At 73.0% G+C, this 15380-nt stretch carries 14 protein-coding genes; 7 read left to right on the top strand and 7 right to left on the bottom strand.

Annotated features, from left to right (window positions below):
* The first annotated feature begins 64 nt into the window (after positions 1-64).
* The gene (gene eccB, locus HD593_RS43585) at positions 65-1444 is read left to right on the top strand and encodes a type VII secretion protein EccB (protein ID WP_185108546.1); all 1380 of its coding nucleotides are present in this window, start codon (positions 65-67) and stop codon (positions 1442-1444) included.
* Here eccB and HD593_RS43580 read toward each other — a convergent pair.
* The 3 genes from HD593_RS43580 to HD593_RS43570 are packed head-to-tail and all read right to left on the bottom strand — an operon-like array spanning position 1438 to position 3890.
* Positions 1438-2562 carry a transglycosylase SLT domain-containing protein gene (locus tag HD593_RS43580; protein ID WP_185108544.1) on the bottom strand — a complete coding sequence of 375 codons (1125 nt, stop codon included), beginning with the start codon at positions 2560-2562 and terminating at the stop codon, positions 1438-1440. The two genes, eccB and HD593_RS43580, sit on opposite strands and share 7 nt — an antisense overlap.
* A 34-nt stretch (positions 2563-2596) precedes the next feature.
* Positions 2597-2872: a hypothetical protein gene (locus HD593_RS43575; protein ID WP_185108542.1), complete on the bottom strand. Its 276-nt coding sequence runs from the start codon at positions 2870-2872 to the stop codon at positions 2597-2599.
* Positions 2873-2888: 16 nt separating this feature from the next.
* Positions 2889-3890: an ArsR/SmtB family transcription factor gene (locus tag HD593_RS43570; RefSeq protein WP_185108540.1), complete on the bottom strand. Its 1002-nt coding sequence runs from the start codon at positions 3888-3890 to the stop codon at positions 2889-2891.
* Between the two features lie 361 nt (positions 3891-4251).
* Between HD593_RS43570 and HD593_RS43565 the strand changes: the two genes are divergently transcribed.
* The 3 genes from HD593_RS43565 to HD593_RS43555 all read left to right on the top strand — a co-directional run bounded on the left by HD593_RS43565 (position 4252) and on the right by HD593_RS43555 (position 8602).
* Positions 4252-4443, top strand: a complete 192-nt coding sequence (locus HD593_RS43565; protein ID WP_185108538.1) for a hypothetical protein — start codon at positions 4252-4254, stop codon at positions 4441-4443.
* Positions 4444-4688: 245 nt separating this feature from the next.
* On the top strand, positions 4689-7073 hold the full coding sequence (locus HD593_RS43560) for a glycoside hydrolase family 3 N-terminal domain-containing protein (RefSeq protein WP_185108536.1): 2385 nt from the start codon (positions 4689-4691) through the stop codon (positions 7071-7073).
* Between the two features lie 2 nt (positions 7074-7075).
* Positions 7076-8602, top strand: a complete 1527-nt coding sequence (locus HD593_RS43555; RefSeq protein WP_185108534.1) for a glycoside hydrolase family 43 protein — start codon at positions 7076-7078, stop codon at positions 8600-8602.
* Between the two features lie 6 nt (positions 8603-8608).
* On the opposite strand, the gene HD593_RS43550 is transcribed toward HD593_RS43555, so the two are convergent.
* From HD593_RS43550 to HD593_RS43540, 3 genes are all read right to left on the bottom strand, one after another.
* Positions 8609-9598: an endonuclease/exonuclease/phosphatase family protein gene (locus HD593_RS43550; protein ID WP_185108532.1), complete on the bottom strand. Its 990-nt coding sequence runs from the start codon at positions 9596-9598 to the stop codon at positions 8609-8611.
* Positions 9599-9698: 100 nt separating this feature from the next.
* The gene (locus tag HD593_RS43545; RefSeq protein WP_185108530.1) at positions 9699-10490 is read right to left on the bottom strand and encodes an SAM-dependent methyltransferase; all 792 of its coding nucleotides are present in this window, start codon (positions 10488-10490) and stop codon (positions 9699-9701) included.
* Between the two features lie 25 nt (positions 10491-10515).
* Positions 10516-11265: a protein phosphatase 2C domain-containing protein gene (locus HD593_RS43540; protein WP_185108528.1), complete on the bottom strand. Its 750-nt coding sequence runs from the start codon at positions 11263-11265 to the stop codon at positions 10516-10518.
* Positions 11266-11580: 315 nt separating this feature from the next.
* Here HD593_RS43540 and HD593_RS43535 point away from each other — a divergent pair, with 315 nt between their 5' ends.
* Genes HD593_RS43535 through HD593_RS43525 form a run of 3 tightly spaced genes read left to right on the top strand, consistent with a single transcriptional unit; the run spans position 11581 to position 14557 of the window.
* A complete protein-coding gene (locus HD593_RS43535; RefSeq protein WP_185108526.1) occupies positions 11581-12771 on the top strand; it encodes a sensor histidine kinase in 1191 nt (396 codons plus the stop codon).
* Positions 12768-13886, top strand: a complete 1119-nt coding sequence (locus HD593_RS43530; protein WP_185108524.1) for a hypothetical protein — start codon at positions 12768-12770, stop codon at positions 13884-13886. Before HD593_RS43535 ends, HD593_RS43530 begins: the two co-directional genes overlap by 4 nt.
* Positions 13856-14557, top strand: coding sequence for a response regulator (locus HD593_RS43525; protein ID WP_185108522.1), 702 nt, complete (start codon positions 13856-13858; stop codon positions 14555-14557). Before HD593_RS43530 ends, HD593_RS43525 begins: the two co-directional genes overlap by 31 nt.
* Before the next feature lie 57 nt (positions 14558-14614).
* Here HD593_RS43525 and HD593_RS43520 read toward each other — a convergent pair whose 3' ends face one another.
* Positions 14615-15184 (bottom strand): Uma2 family endonuclease, encoded by a 570-nt coding sequence (locus HD593_RS43520; RefSeq protein ID WP_185108519.1) that lies wholly within the window; start codon positions 15182-15184, stop codon positions 14615-14617.
* Positions 15185-15380: the final 196 nt, after the last annotated feature.

Raw genomic sequence — 15380 nt, 5'->3', positions numbered from 1 at the left:
CGCTTCCCATGCTTTATCCCGATAAATTGGAGTAAGCAGGTACTCGTGTGATCAGAGGGGCGGAGTGCACAGCCAGCGCGACCTTTACCAGGCCTACCGCCTCACCCTGCAGCGCATCGGGCTGGCCCTGCTGCGGGCCCAGCCCAACCAGCCGGAGTGGCCGCTGCGCCGCCAGAACGTCGGGTTCCTGGCCGGGATCATGGTGGCGGTCCTGCTGTGCGTCGGCTTCGCCGTGTACGGCCTGCTGCGCCCCGGTGGCACCAAGTCCCTGGAGAACCCGGGCACGCTGATCATCGAGCGCGAGACCGGCGCCCGGTTCGTCTACAGCCAGGACCAGCGCCGGCTCATCCCCGTCACCAACTACGCCTCCGCCCGCCTCGTCCTGTCCTCGGGGCAGGTCAAGGAGCGGGTCGTCGCGCGCGAGGCGCTGGCCACGTACGAGCGCGGCGCGGCCATCGGCATCCCCGGCGCCCCCGACTCGCTGCCCGACCCGTCGAACCTGGCCCGCGGCCCCTGGTCGGCCTGCGTGCGGGAGCCGGCCGGGCGGGACCCGTACGTGATGCTCGTCGCGGGTGGCCAGGTCGGCGGCACGCCCGTCGCCGAGGGGGACGCGCTGCTGGTGGACGTCGGCGGGCAGCCGTGGGCGATCTGGCGCGGCACCCGCATGCGGGTGGCCCCCGGCATCGCCCGCGGGCTCACCTCCGCCGAGCCCGCCGCCGTACCGGTGTCCTGGCTGAACGCGCTGCCCGAAGGCCCCGATCTGGCCGCGCCCGCCATCACCGGGCGCGGCCGCCCGGTGCCGGGGCCCGGTGGCAGGTCGGCCGCCGTCGGGCAGGTCTTCCGCGCGGACGGCGTCGCGGGCGGCGAGGCCCGCTGGTACGTGCTGCTCGGCGACGGCCTCGCCCCCGTCACCAAGGGGCAGGCCACGCTCCTGCTGAGCGACCCCGCCAGCCGGGCCGCGTACGGCGGGGGAGCGGTCAGGGAGATCCGCATCGACGCCGCCACCGCCAACGCCGCCCCGCACTCCCGCACGTCCGTGGCCGCCGACGGCCTGCCCGCCGTGATGCCGCGCATGACGGCCTACGACCCGGCGAGCCCGCTCTGCGCCGTCTACACCGGCGCCGGCTCCACCCGCGTCCGCCTCACCACCGGCGCCACCCTGCCCGCCGCGCACGGCGACGCCACCGACCTGGTACGCCTGCCGCCCGGCCGGGCCGTCCTGGCGGGCGTGCTGCCGGGGGACGGCCAGGCGGCCGCCGTCCAGTCGTACTACCTCGTCACCCAGGAGGGCCGCCGCTACGCCGTGCCCGGCACGGACGTGCTGCAGAAGCTCGGCTACCAGGCCGCCCAGGCGACCCCGGTGCCCATGAACCTGCTCCAGCTCATCCCCGAGGGCCCGGTGCTGGACCCGGCGCGGGCCGCCAAGCCCGCGCTCGATCAGTAGCCCTGGTAGCCGCCGCCGGTCTTCATGCCGACGACGCCGGGCACGTTCGAGACCGAGCCGTAGCGGGCGATGCTGTAGCGGACGCCGGCGATGATGTTGTCCACCGGGTTGTAGATGTCGCCGTGGCCCGGCAGCTTGTAGCTGTTGAACGTGGGGTCGATGGTCTGCATCAGGCCCTTGGACGGGGTGCCCTTGGCGGCGTTGGAGTCCCAGTTGTTGATGGCGTGCGGGTTGCCGCCCGACTCGTGCTTGATGATCATCCAGATGTCGTTCGGGTTCATCTTGTCGGCGGGGACGCCGTTCGCCCTGAGGATGGCGATCGCCTGGTTGATCCAGTCGGCCACCTGGCCCTGCGGGGCCGGGCCGCCGCCGGGGGGCGGCGGGCCGCTGGGGCCGTAACCGCCGAAACCGGCGCTGCCCGGGCTCGGTCCCGTGGCGCCCGCCAGTGCGGTCACCTGGCCCTCCACCCGGGCGGGGGACCAGCCGATCGGCCTGCCGGGGGTGGGGGTGAACGGCTGCGTGTCGGGCTCCGGGACCTCGGCGGCGACGTTCGGGATGGTCGCGAGCGCGGTCTCGATCTTGCCCGCGGTGGTGGACAGGGTCGTGCCGGTGTCGGTGACCAGCCGTTGCAGGGCGCCGCGGGACTCGTCGAGCATGGGGCGCAGGGCCTGGGCCAGCTGCTCCTCGGTGAGCGGCTGCCCGGCAGCGGCCTGTGCCGGGGCTGTGGCCGTCTGGGTTCCGGTGGCGCGCAGTTCCTGGGCCGCCGCGGCGTACTGGCGGCAGATCTCCTGTGCCGCCGCCTCGGCGTCGCGCAGTGTCCGGGCGGCGGTGTCGAGGTGGCCGGCGCACTCCGCGAGCGCCTGGCGCAGCCGGTCGCCGCAGCTCGTCAGCCTGCCCAGGTAGCCGGCGAACGCGTCCGCGCCGGCGCCCTCCCAGGCGCCGTCCACCTCCGCGGCGGCGGCGCTCAGCGCGCCGGTGTGCCGCTCGCCGGTCCCCGCGGCGGCACGCCACGCCCCGGCCGCCGCACTGATCGCACCCGGGTCGCCGACCACCTTGGCGGCCAGCTCGGCCAGCTCCCCACCCCCAGGAGCCGCCCTCACCTCGTCGATCGCGCTCACCGCCGCACCTCCCCGCCCGCAGCGGTGGTCGCGCTCACCGCCGCACCGCGGCGCCGTCGGCGGTGGTGAGCGTGCGTTCGACGGCGTCCAGCGCGCGTTCCACGGCCTCCAGGCGGCTGCCGAGCGTCCTGGCCGCCTCGTCCGAGAGCCGCTTCAGCTCGCCCGCCGCCCTGCCCATGGCGGCGGAACCGGAGACGTTCCCGAAGGCCGCGGCGTCCGGCGCAGGACCGGTCAGGCCGGCGAACGCGCCGGAGGCCGACCTGGCCGCCGCCGCGCACCCGTCCAGCGCGTCGCGGTGGAACCTCAGCACGCTTCCCTCCCTCCACTCAGCGCCGGAACAGCTCCAGCAGCTCCTCCGCCCGGTGGGTGCGGGCGATCCACACCTCGCGCCCCCGGCGCTCCCTGGTGATCAGCCGACCGGCCCGCAGCCGGTCGCAGTGGTACGTGAGCCCGCTGGGCGCGATCTTCATGTCCGTGGCCAGCATGGACATGGTCATCGGCTGGTCCAGCGCGCACAGCAGATCCGCCCGCACCGGCCCGACGAGCGCGGACAGCTCGTCCAGGGCGGGCGCGACGGGCTTGCGCCACATGGACTCCGCCCCCGGCACCGGGTAGGCGATCCACACGGCGCCGGGGTCGTCCAGGCCGAGGACGAGCGCGTCCCTGCCCGCCAGCATCGGCACCAGGACGATCCGCCGGTCGCCCAGCTCGTGCGTGCCGGCCTCGGGTCCGGGGAGCAGCAGCCCGCGCTCGCCGTACACGATCCGGTCGCTGATCGCGCCGAGCAGCAGCTCGGGGCCGCCGCGTACGGTGGTGACGCCGACCCGCTCGACCTCCCTGTCGAGCAGCGGGCGGGCCCGCTTCCACAGGGGCTCGGTGGTGCTCCAGACGTCGGCCAGGGCGCCGGCGTAGCCGCGCAGCCAGCGGGTGGGCCGCTCGGCCGCCGCGCGCCAGTGCGCGGGCAGCGGGCCGGGGCCGAACGTGCGCTCCAGGTCCTCGACCAGGGCCTCGCCCGGGAGGTCGTGCAGCGCGCCGATCTGGGCCTGGATGGAGAAGTCACCGCTGACGGGGGAGTTCGGCACGAGGCTGTCCGGTGCGATGGACGTGCCGGGAGCCGACAGCGGCCGTACGGCCTCGTGGCCGAGCGGGCCGACCCGCGAGCTGATCGCCCTGCGCCAGAGCTCGGGCAGCCCGCGCCGGCGGCCGGCGAGGGCGTCGGTGATCATGGCAAGGGCGGTGAGGTTGGGCGAGATCGAGAGGTAGAGCTTCGGCGTGGAGCTCACGCGCAGCTCGCTCCACACGTTGGTCCTTGTTACTTGGGCCCCCACGGGTAGGACTGTAGACAGCGGGGAGATCTCCGGATGAATGCTTCAACGAAGCTAGAAACATCCATAAATCCGGTGCTGTCTCTTTCGTCCAGTGAAGCTACGCACCACCGCTAACTTCTGACTTAACAACGCCTTACAACCACCGCGGCCCCATGGCCACCGTGCTCGCCATGGCGGGCGGCGTTTCTACCACCGAGGTCTAAAGATCGTCATCTCCGGATGGGTTTTCCTCACCCGGTCCGGCCGGCATACCGCTGGCCGATCGCCCGCCGGGATGCGAGGCTGCCCGCAACCGCCCCGGTCCTCCTGCGAACGGGTGACCGGGGCGGAGCCCGCAAGTGCACCGAGAGGAGTGCTGCAGATGTCACACGACGCCAGCCGCGTCGCGGCGAAGCGGATCAACGACCACGTGGAGGTCATCCACGCGGACAACCCGGACACGGTGCTGGAAGTTCCCCGCCGTGACTGGGAGGCGTTCACCGCGGCCGTCAAGTCCGGCGCGTTCGACCTCGAAACGCTCAACCGCCAGGCCGAGGAGAGCAACGTGGCCTGACCTTCCGCAGCACGACGGCGCCCGCTCCCCGCACGGGGGCGGGCGCTTCTGTTTCCTGAAAGTTTCACCGGCACTGATCGAGCATGGCCGCTGGTCAGAGGGGATGCTGGAGAAGTTCTTCCGGCGTTCCAGAAAGGTGGCACCGAAATTTTCGGTATGGTCTCGAAATATTCTTGACGAGTTTGCGGCCGCCCCCTAAAGTCCCGGCTTAATTGATCGGGATGAATCTCTCGAAGGTCGCAACCATGACATCTGTCAACGCGCAGGGCCTCGCCCCCTGGCAGGACGCCGCCCGTACGACCGAGGAACGGGTGGAGAGCCTGCTGGCCGAGCTCACCCTCGAGGAGAAGGTGGCCCAGCTCGGAGCCGTCTGGATCCAGAGCGACGAGCCCGGCAACGTCGCCCCCCTGCAAGATCGCTTCGTCGTGGCCGGCGGCCTGGCGGAGCGGCTGCGCTACGGGCTCGGGCACCTCACCCGCGTCTACGGCACCGCGCCCCTGAGCCCCGCCGAGGGCGCGGCCCGCCTGCGCTCCATGCAGGAGCAGGTGATGGCCGCCAACCGGCACGGCATCCCGGCGATCGCGCACGAGGAGTGCCTGACCGGGTTCGCCACGTACGGGGCCACCGCGTACCCGACGCCGCTGGCCTGGGCGGCCACCTTCGACCCCGGCCTGATCGAGCGCATGGCCGCGGCGATCGGCGCCGACCTGCGCGCCGCCGGGGTGCACCAGGGCCTCTCGCCCGTCCTGGACGTGGTGCGCGACTACCGTTGGGGACGGGTCGAGGAGACGCTGGGCGAGGACCCGTACCTGGTGGGGCAGCTCGGCGCGGCGTACGTGCGCGGCCTGGAGGGCGCCGGGATCATCGCCACGCTCAAGCACTTCGCCGGGTACGCGGCCTCCCGCGCGGGCCGCAACCAGGCGCCGGCCAGCATCGGTCCGCGGGAGCTGGCCGACGTGATCCTGCCGCCGTTCGAGACTGCCCTGCGCGAGGGCGGGGCACGCTCGGTGATGGGCGCCTACAACGACCTCGACGGCGTGCCCGTCAGCGCGGACCCGCACCTGCTGCGCCGGGTGCTGCGCGACGAGTGGGGCTTCGAGGGGACGGTGGTGGCCGACTACTGGGCGATCCCGTTCCTGGCGTCCATGCACGGGGTGGCCGAGGACCTGCCGGCGGCGGGGGCGCTGGCCATGCTGGCGGGCATCGACGTCGAGCTGCCCGAGACCCATGCCTACGGCGAGCACCTGGTGGGCCACGTCCGCGCGGGGCGGGTGGACGAGGCGCTGGTGGACGGGTCGGTGCGGCGGGTCCTGCGGCAGAAGATCGAGCTCGGCCTCCTCGACGGCGACCCGGCCGCCCTCCCGCACGCCGGTACCGCGGGCGAGCCGGTGAACCTGGACCTGAACCTGGACCCGAACCTGGACCCGAACCTGGACGTGGACAGCCCGCGCAACCGCCGCCTCGCCGCCACCGTCGCGGAACGTTCCATCGTCCTGCTCGGCAACCCCGCCGGCGTCCTGCCCCTCGACCCGGCCACCACCTCCCGCGTCGCGGTCATCGGGCCGTGCGCCGACGACCCGCGCACGCTGCTGGGCTGCTACGCCTTCCCCAACCACGTCCTCGACCGCTACCCCGAGCACGGCATGGGCCTGCCGATCCCCTCCGTCAGGGAACGGCTGGCGCAGGAGTTCCCGCACGCCGACCTGCGCCACGCGGTCGGGGCCGACGTGATGGGCGACGACCGCTCGGGCATCGGACGGGCGGCCGAGCTGGCCGGAGGGTGCGACCTGGCGCTGCTGTTCGTCGGCGACCGGGCCGGGCTGTTCGGCGGCGGCACCTCGGGCGAGGGCTGCGACGCGGCGGACCTGCGGCTGCCCGGCCTCCAGCCGGACCTGGTCGAGGCGGTGCTGGCCACCGGCACGCCGACGGTGCTCGTGGTGGTGTCCGGGCGGCCGTACGCGCTGGGGCCGTACAAGGATCGGGTCGCGGCGGCGATCCAGGCGTTCCTCCCCGGCGTGGAGGGCGGCGCGGCGCTGGCCGGCGTGCTCAGCGGCCGGGTGAACCCGTCGGGGCGGCTGCCCGTCCAGATCCCCGCCTCGCCGGCCATCAACCCCTCCACCTACCTCCAGCCGCCCCTGGGCAGGAAGGCCGAGGGCATCACGGTGCTCGACCCGACGCCGGCGTACGCGTTCGGGCACGGGCTGTCGTACTCGCCCATCGAGTACGTCGCGATGGCCACCGACCTCGCGGAGTGCCCCGTGGACGGCGAGATCGAGGTGTCGGTGACCGTGCGCAACGCCGGCGCCAGGCCCGCCGAGGAGGTGGTGCAGCTCTACGCCTCCGACCCGGTCGCGCAGGTCGCCAGGCCCGCCGTCCAGCTCATCGGGTTCGCCAGGGTGCCGCTGGAGCCGGGGGAGAGCCGCGTGGTGACGTTCGGCGTGCCGGCCGACGCGTTCTCCTACACCGGCGTCGAGCTGCGCCGCATCGTCGAGCCGGGCCTCATCACGCTCGCCGCCGGCCCGTCGGCGGACGAGCCGCCGCTGCGCCAGGCCATCAGGCTCACCGGCGAGGCCCGCGAGCTGCGCGGCGCGCGCCGCCTCACCACCCGAACCCGCCTCCTGGAGGGCTGAACGTGCGGACCTACGACAACCCGGTGCTCGGCGGTTTCCACCCGGACCCGAGCGTGTGCCGGGTCGGCGAGGACTACTACCTCGCCTGCTCCAGCTTCGAGTACTTCCCCGGCATCCCGATCTTCCACAGCCGCGACCTGGTGCACTGGCGGCAGATCGGCAACGCGCTGGACCGGCCCGGGCAGCTCAGGCTGCCGCCCGCGACCGCGGCGTCGGGCGGCGTCTTCGCGCCCACGCTGCGCCACCACGACGGCCGGTTCTACCTGGTCGACACGAACGTGAGCGACCGCGGCAACTTCATCGTCAGCGCCGCCCGCCCCGAGGGCCCGTGGTCGGACCCGGTCTGGATCGACCTGCCGGGCGTCGATCCCGACCTGGCGTGGGACGAGGACGGCTCGTGCTGGTGCGCCACGTCAGGGGTGAACCTGGCACGCATCGACCCGGAGACGGGCAAGGTGCTGGAGGGGCCGTTCCCGACCTGGTCGGGCACCGGGCTGCAGTGGCCCGAGGCGCCGCACCTCTACCACGTCGGCGAGTGGTGGTACCTGATGATCGCCGAGGGCGGCACCGACCGGGGGCACGCCGTCTCGATCGCGCGCGCCCGCTCGCCGCGCGGCCCGTTCGAGCCAGCGCCGGCGAACCCGATCCTGTCCCACCGCAGCACCGACCTGCCGATCCAGTGCACCGGCCACGCCGACCTCGTGCAGGCCGCCGACGGGACGTGGTGGATGGTGCTGCTCGGCACCCGGCCGCGCGGGCACACCCCGGGCTTCCACGTGCTGGGGCGGGAGACGTTCCTGGTGCCGGTCGAGTGGCGGGACGGCTGGCCCGTCGCGGGCCCGGTACTCGAACGGCATCCGGCGCCCGCCGCCTGGCACCCGTTCCCGCCGGCGCCGTCGCGGGACGACTTCGACGCCGGCACGCTGGCCCCGTACTGGATCTCGCCCCGCACCCGCCCCGAGGGCTCCTGGTCGCTGACGGAACGAGCCGGCTCGCTCACCCTGCACGCCACCGGCCCGACGCTCGACCGGCCCGGGTGCACGTTCGTCGGCCGACGGCAGCAACATCCCGACTGCCGCGTCAGCGCCCGCCTCGACCCGGGGTCCGGCACGGGCGGGCTGTCGGTCCGCATGGACGAGGCCCACCACTACGACCTGGAGGTGGGCGAGGGAACGGCGCGGGTGATCGCCCGCATCGGGCCGGTACGGCAGTGCGTGGCCGAGCGGCCGGTGCCGGCCGGCCCCGTCACTCTCACCCTGGCCTTCCGCACGACGGACCTGCTCCCGCCCTCCGTGACCGCCCCGGCCACCGAGGCCCTGGGCGTCGGCGCGGGCGGCCCCGACACGATCGCCTTCTCCGTGGACGGGCAGGTGCTCGCCGAGCTGGACGGCCGGTACGTCGCCACGCAGGTCGCCGGCGGTTTCACCGGGCGGGTCGCCGGCATGTACGTCACGGCCGGCAGCGTCGCCTTCGACTGGTTCGACTACGAGCCCGCTCCCGGCGACCAAGAGTCCGCCCCAGGCGGCTGACGGGGGTCAGGGCAGGCGCAGCTCGGCGAAGACGGCGCGGTGGTCGGTGCTGGGCACGTTCAGGATGTCCACCCGGTTCACCGCCACCCGCCGGTCCGCCACCACGTGGTCGATGGCGATGATCGGCGGGATCGCCCGGGAGCTCGGCCACGTCGGCGTCAGCCCCTTGCCCACCTGCTCGGCCGCGTCCACGTACCCTCGGCCCAGCAGGTCGCGGAAGGCCCGGTGATCGAGGGTGGCGTTGAAGTCGCCGGCCAGCACCCGCACCACCGACGGCGAGGCGGGGGGAAGGGCCCGCAGCGAGGCGTTCCACTCCGCCTCCTTGGGCCCCAGCGGGGGCCTCGGGTGCACGGCGACGAACTCCACCTTGCCGCCCCCGGGCAGCGTCACGGCGGCCGCCGGCATGTTGTGCCCGATCACCTGGAACAGGCCCGGCAGCTCCGTCACCGGATGCCTGGAGTAGATGCCGCTGCCGAGCGCGTCGGACTCCGGCTGCAGCACCCGGTGGGGCATGAGCTGCTTCAACCCGGCCGCGTCCAGCACCTCGGCCCCGGCGTGGGTCAGCTCCAGGGCGCTGAGCACATCGACGTCGTGGCGGCGCACGAGGTCCACCACGGCCTGCGCGTCACCCTTGGTGAACAGGTTGATCGTCAGCACCCGCAGCACCGGGCCCCCGGCCGCGGGCTGCTCGGCGGCGAACGTCCGCGGCACCAGCGCCGCGACCATCGCCGCGCACGCGAGCGCGGCGATCAGCGCCGCCCAGCGGTTGCGCCGCAGCAGCGCCACCAGCGCGGTCAGCGCCGCCAGCGCCGCGCCGTACGGCGTCACGGTCACGAGCTGGACGAGGAGCGTGCCCTGTTCCCAGCCGCCGGCCCTGATGACGGCCCACACGGCCAGCAGCACGGCGACCGTCCAGGAGAACCATCGCCTGCGCCGCCTCTTCGGCCTCGGCCGGTCGCCGGACTCGGCCTGCTCGATGCCGACCGCGGTGCTCACGCCGCGGTCCTGTCGTCCCCGATCCGATACACAGCTTGCACCTTAAACGGCCCGCGCGAAGAGGGCGCGGCGCTACCTGTGAACGCGCTCAGGTTCGCGGCTAGCGCTTGCGCCCCACCCCGGCGTACATCCAGGCCGTCTCGTCGGGGAAGAGCGGCTCGTCGTGCCACTTGGAGACCGCCACCAGGCCGGGCTCCACCAGGTCGAAGCCCTCGAAGTAGCGGGCGATCTGCTCTCCGGTCCGCGGCGTGCGGTGCATCGCCTGCGACCGGGTGGCCTCCAGGTAGTCGTCGGCCACCTGCCGCGGCAGGAGGTCGAGCGTCAGGTGGCTGAGCACCAGGTAGCTGCCCGGCGGCAAGGCCTGCGCGTACGCCTTGACCAGCCGCTCGGGGTCGTCGGCGTCGGGGATGTGCATCAGGATCGCGACCATGACCAGCGCGATCGGCTGGGTGAAGTCGAGGGTGGCCAGCACGTCGGGGTGCTCCAGGATCGAGCGCGGCTCGCGGACGTCGGCCTCGATGTAGGCGGTCCTGCCCTCGGGCGTGCTGGTCAGGAGGGCTCTGGCGTGCGCCATGACGATCGGGTCGTTGTCGACGTAGACGACCCGCGACTCCGGCGCCTGCTCCTGCGCGACCTCGTGGGTGTTGCCCTGGCTGGGGATGCCGGTGCCCAGGTCGAGGAACTGCCGCACGCCGAGGCCGGCCAGGTGGCGCACCGCCCGGCCGAGGAAGGCGCGGTTGTTCCTGGCGCTCTCGCGGATGCCCGGCACCGCGGCCATGGTCTGCTCGGCCACCCGGCGATCGGCCTCGAAGTTGTCCTTTCCGCCGAGCCAGTAGTCGTAGACCCGGGCGGAGTGCGGAATGTTCGGGTTGATGCCGTGTGGTGCGCTCACATGGCGATCTTAAGTCAGGCGACTGTCACGCTGTCACGAATTCGGCGATGATCACTGTCGCGTCATCCTTCGGCTCCACGGCGGCCATCTCGTCGTACATCCGGTCCAGGCAGGCCGCCGGCGACGCGCCTCCGGTGAACAGCTCGCTCATCCGAGCCGTGCCCAGCGCCTTGATCGCCCCGCCGGTGACGATCGCCACCCGGTCGCCGGGGCGCAGCGCCACGATGCCGATCTCCGGCGCCGACGCCAGGCCGGACCCGCTCGGGGGCGGGCCGTCGCCGGGCACGTGCGGCGTCGTCAGCCGGTGCGGCTCCCCGCCCCTCGGGCAGAGCCAGATCTCGCCGTCGCCCACGTGCGCGAAGCGCAGCCGCGGGTTCTCCGCCCGCTCCAGCACGACCAGGTCCAGGGTGCTGGCCGGCGCGGGGACGGCCGGGTCGCGCGGGGCCGCGGCCTCGACGGCGCGGCGCGCCGCCCGCGCGCACTCGTCCAGCCCCTCCTCGCCGTGCTGCGGGCGTGCCGCGACGACCGCGCCGAGTGCCAGAGCGGCGGCCGCGTGGGCGGACTCCCCGCCGCCCACGCCCCGGGCCGCCGCGATCAGCCGCTCCTGGACGACGTACGCGTCGGACGGCCGCCCCTGCCCGCCCTCGTACGTGCCCCCCACCGCCACCAGCCGCGGCCGTGCCACCGGCATCCCGGCCGGCCAGTTCCCCCGCCTGCCCCTGACCGTCATGACGGACAGGCAGCCCAGCAGGAACGTGATCACGAACACCGTCATGAGGTCCCCTCCCACCGCGATCCCCGCGGCACATCGCGTCCTAGTACACGCTCTCGGAACAGGACGCGGCTGACGGCCGTTCGGCCGTCGTAGCACCCTGACGGCCGATCAGCCGTCATGCCGCGGGGCGGGGCGCGGGACAGGGTTCGGGTGGGGCGGGACCACCGCAGCAGAGCCGAGGTAGACGACACATGAGGCCCACGACGCCACGCGTCATCGCAAAAACCGCGACATGCGCGGAGGAAACCCTTTCGCGTGCTCTTTCAACCATTATCGTGAGATCCATTCTGTGCCCATATCGCGTGCGGACGGCTCATGGCTCTCACCGGCTCCACGAGATACGACACGACATCCGACAGCGCGCACGACACCAGGTACGACTCGGCCACCAGGCAGCTGACCAAGGCCGTCGCGCGGACGGGGGCCGGCGCGCGCAGCGCGGTGGGCTCGGTGGCGGTCGTGGCGGCCCTGTTCGGGGCGGTGCCACCGGTCTCGGCCTCGTGGCTGGCGCCCATGCTGCTGATCCACCTCGTGTGGACGCTGCTGCACGTGCGCGTGTTCTGGCGCAAGGAGCTGCTGCCCCACTGGCTGGTGGCCGGTGATGTGGCCATCACTGTCGCGCTCTGCCTGGCACAGGTCCACCTCGTGCCGATGGAGGCGCTCGTCACGGGGTCGAGCTGGGTCCACGGGCTGGTCACGATGACCGTCGTCATGGCCGGGGTGACCTGGCGTCCCAAGGTGGCGGTCCCCGTCGGGCTCGCCGTCGCCGCGGCGTTCGCGGCCGGCATCCGGCTGGCCTCGCCCACCCACGACATCTTCGGGTCCCTCGGGATCCACCTCGTCCAGCTGCTCGCGATCGTGCTGCTCATGACGCTGCTGCGCCGCTCGGCCGCCTCGGCCGACGCCTTCCTGCGGGAGAGCGTGCGCGCCGGCATCTCCCTCATGGTGGAACGGCTGCGCCGCGAGGACGAGCTGCGCCAGGTCGCCAGCATCCACGAGACCTCGCTGCACACGCTCACCATGGTCGGCCTCGGCACCTACGACGAGCCGTCGCCCACCCTGCGCGACCAGGTCGCCACCGACCGGGCGGCGCTGGAGAAGCTGCGCGACCAGCCGCACGCCGGCTCCGTCCCCATCGCCCTGGACACGCTGCTCGACGAGGTCGCGGAGCGGGCCGCCGGCCTCGACGTACGGCGCCGCCTGACCCCGGAGACCGTCCCGGGGGACGTCGCCGAGCGCTTCGCCCGCGCCGTCACCGAGGCCCTGGCGAACGTCGCCCTGCACGCCGGCGTCCGCGAGGCCGAGCTCGTCTCCGGCAGGCGCGACGGCGAGATCGTGGTCGAGGTCGCCGACGCCGGCCGCGGCTTCGACCAGCACCGCTTACCCCCCGACCGGTTCGGCGTGCGCGGCTCGATCCTCGACACGATGCGCTCCCTGCCGAACGGCGGCGCCGAGATCTTCTCCGGCGACCGGGGCACCCGGGTGAGCCTGTGGTGGCGGCCATGACCGAGGAGATCGAGCAGATAGCCCGCCGCTACGCCCGCTACACCGCGCTCGGCGCGGTCGTCATCGCCGCCGTCTGGCACCTCGGCTACGACCTCACCGTCACCCTCACCGGCTGGAGCTCCTTCCGCTGGCCGTGGGTCGCCCTCGCCGCCTGGGTGCTCTACTCTGCGATCTTCGTGGCCGGCACGCTCGCGCTGTCGAACACCTCGCGCGGCCCGGACCGCATCCTGGGGCTCGCCCTCGCCGCCCTCGCCGTGGACGTCGCGGTGATCGTCGCCTCCCGCCCCGAGGAGCTGCTCGGCATCAGCGACTGGGGCTGGGGCTCCATCGGCTGGATCGGCGTCATGCTGACGTGGGGGCGGCCGCGCTGGCGTGCCGAGATCGTCGCCTTCCTGGCCGCGAACGCCGGCATCATGCTGGCCGCCATGGCGCTGCTCGGCTCGTTCGACCGCGTCTCCATCGCCAAGTACCTGGTCGTCATCGCCGGCGGCGTCACCATGCAGCTCGGCTACATGGCGGGCTGCCACCTGCTGCGCACCCGCGCGGAGGAGACCGTGCTGCTGGCCCGCAGGCTCGCCGCCGACGACGCCTGGCGCGAGTCCGCCCAGCGCATCCACGCCGACCGGCTGCGCCGCTACGAGGCCATCCGCGACGTCGCCGACTCGCTGCTCACCCAGCTCGCCAACGGCGCCGATCCCGGCGACCCGCGCGTACGCGAGGACTGCACGGCCGGCGCCATGCGCCTGCGGCGGCTCATCACCGAGCGCGAGGACGTGCCGGACGAGCTGGTGTCCGTGCTGCGCGAGCGCATCGACGCGGCCGAGCGGCGCCAGGTCCTCGTGACGGCCCCGCCGTTCGGCGAGCGGCTGCCCACCCTGCCGGACGGCGTGCGCGAGGACCTGCTCAGAGCGCCCGTCAGGGCACTGGACGGCGCCAGGAGCCGCGCCAGGGTCACCGTGTCCGCCATGTCGACCATGGTGAGCGTGGCGGTCGTGGCCGACAACGACGACCTGCCCATCAGCCCGACCCCCGTGCAGGAGGCCAGCGGGGTCGTCGTCAGCTACCAGAGGCTGGGAGGTGAGGTATGGGTCAACAGCATCTGGCAGGGCCGGTGACGGTGGCCCTGGTGGAGGACCACCAGGTCGTGGTGGACGGCGTACGGTCGTGGTTCGGGCCGCCCAGCCCCGTCGAGCTCGTCGCGCAGGGCCCGACCATCGAGTCCGTCCGCGGCACGACGGCCGACGTGCTGCTGCTCGACCTCAACCTCAACGGCACCATGGTCGTGGACCGGGTCGCCGACCTGTGCGCCGGCGGCCAGCGGGTGATCGTCTTCTCGGAGCACGAGGAGCCCGAGATCGTACGGAAGGTGCTGGACGCCGGGGCCTCCGCCTTCATCGGCAAGGGCCGCGCGACCCGGGAGTCCTGCCTGGAGACGATCCTGGAGGTGGCGGCCGACCGGCCCACCGTCACGCCGCCGATGGCCCAGGCCATCGCGACGGACGAGGGCCCGCACCGGCCGCAGCTGTCCGACAAGGAGCGGGCGGCGCTGCTGTACTGGTTCCAGTCCATGTCCAAGGCGTCGGTGGCGGCGCGCATGGGGATCAAGGAACGGACGGTGCGGCAGTACATAGACCGGGCGCGGGTCAAATACGCGGCGGCCGGAAGGCCCGCGCCCACCAAGGAGAAACTGCTCATCTGCGCCATCCAGGACGGCCTGGTCCGTCCTGACGAGGTGACCGTCTACACTTCGCTGGCCGCTCAGACGCCTGCTGACCAGCAGGAATGATGCTCCTGGGCCTCGGTGCTCCCGGCAGGAGGGGGCCGGCAGAGCCGGGGTCCAGGTCTAATCGAGGAACTGGGCGGGGTCGAAGCTCACGGGGAACGGCGCGGTCAATTTCGCCGTGGTGCCCGCCTGGTACGCGGTCGGTGGGCCATAGACGTCGCCATGGAGCTGGTAGACGTAGAGAGTGGGGCCTTCATCCGGTTCGATCCGCCAGTAGGTGGGGATGCCCGCCTCCGCATGCGCCACGGGCTTGAGTCCCTTGTCCTGCTTGCTGGTTGTATGACCGACGATTTCCCCAATGAGCAGTATGTCGTGGGGCGAGATCATAAGCTCCGTGCTGAATGCTGCATTCCTCGGCATGACCACGAGGTCCGGAATGTAGCAGTCAGTGTCCGACGCGCGGAAATTGACTTGCATCAAGGCTGCCAGGTCGTGCGTCGCCGCATCATCGAGGATGAAGAGGGCATTCTTGAGGGCCACTTGATGCCGCACGGTGTGGGGTGGGCTCACGAGCAGACTGCCGTCGCAGAGTTCGTAGCGATTTCCGTCGTCCGGAAAGCCGAACAGGTCGTCAACGGTGAACGGTGGCTTCCCAGGAAGAATCGTAGGCCCGAAGTTGTACGCGCTCACATGCTCAGTATCGGGGATGCTCGGCGGGTTGAAACTTTCAACTCTGTGACCCATCCACGGAAAGCCCTTTCCGCTGTTCAGCAGGGCCCCGGCCTGGTCCACCCGCGAACTGACAAGCACCCTCACTTGGCCCCGCCCGGCCGGTCAGATACCGTCCCCCACCGGGAGCGCTCCCCACCACCGGAACCCCGACCGG

It is taken from the genome of Nonomuraea rubra (genome assembly GCF_014207985.1).
Classification (GTDB): Bacteria; Actinomycetota; Actinomycetes; order Streptosporangiales; family Streptosporangiaceae; genus Nonomuraea; species Nonomuraea rubra.
The sequence above is the reverse complement of the archived record's forward strand: the minus strand, read 5'-3'. Positions and strand labels throughout refer to the sequence as shown.

Excerpts from the sequence above, each read along its gene's own strand:
- HD593_RS43565 (WP_185108538.1), top strand. The coding sequence starts at position 4,252 with ATGTCACACGACGCCAGCCGCGTCGCGGCGAAGCGGATCAACGACCAC.
- HD593_RS43560 (WP_185108536.1), top strand. The coding sequence starts at position 4,689 with ATGACATCTGTCAACGCGCAGGGCCTCGCCCCCTGGCAGGACGCCGCC.
- HD593_RS43540 (WP_185108528.1), bottom strand. The coding sequence starts at position 11,265 with ATGACGGTGTTCGTGATCACGTTCCTGCTGGGCTGCCTGTCCGTCATG.
- HD593_RS43535 (WP_185108526.1), top strand. The coding sequence starts at position 11,581 with ATGGCTCTCACCGGCTCCACGAGATACGACACGACATCCGACAGCGCG.
- HD593_RS43530 (WP_185108524.1), top strand. The coding sequence starts at position 12,768 with ATGACCGAGGAGATCGAGCAGATAGCCCGCCGCTACGCCCGCTACACC.
- HD593_RS43525 (WP_185108522.1), top strand. The coding sequence starts at position 13,856 with ATGGGTCAACAGCATCTGGCAGGGCCGGTGACGGTGGCCCTGGTGGAG.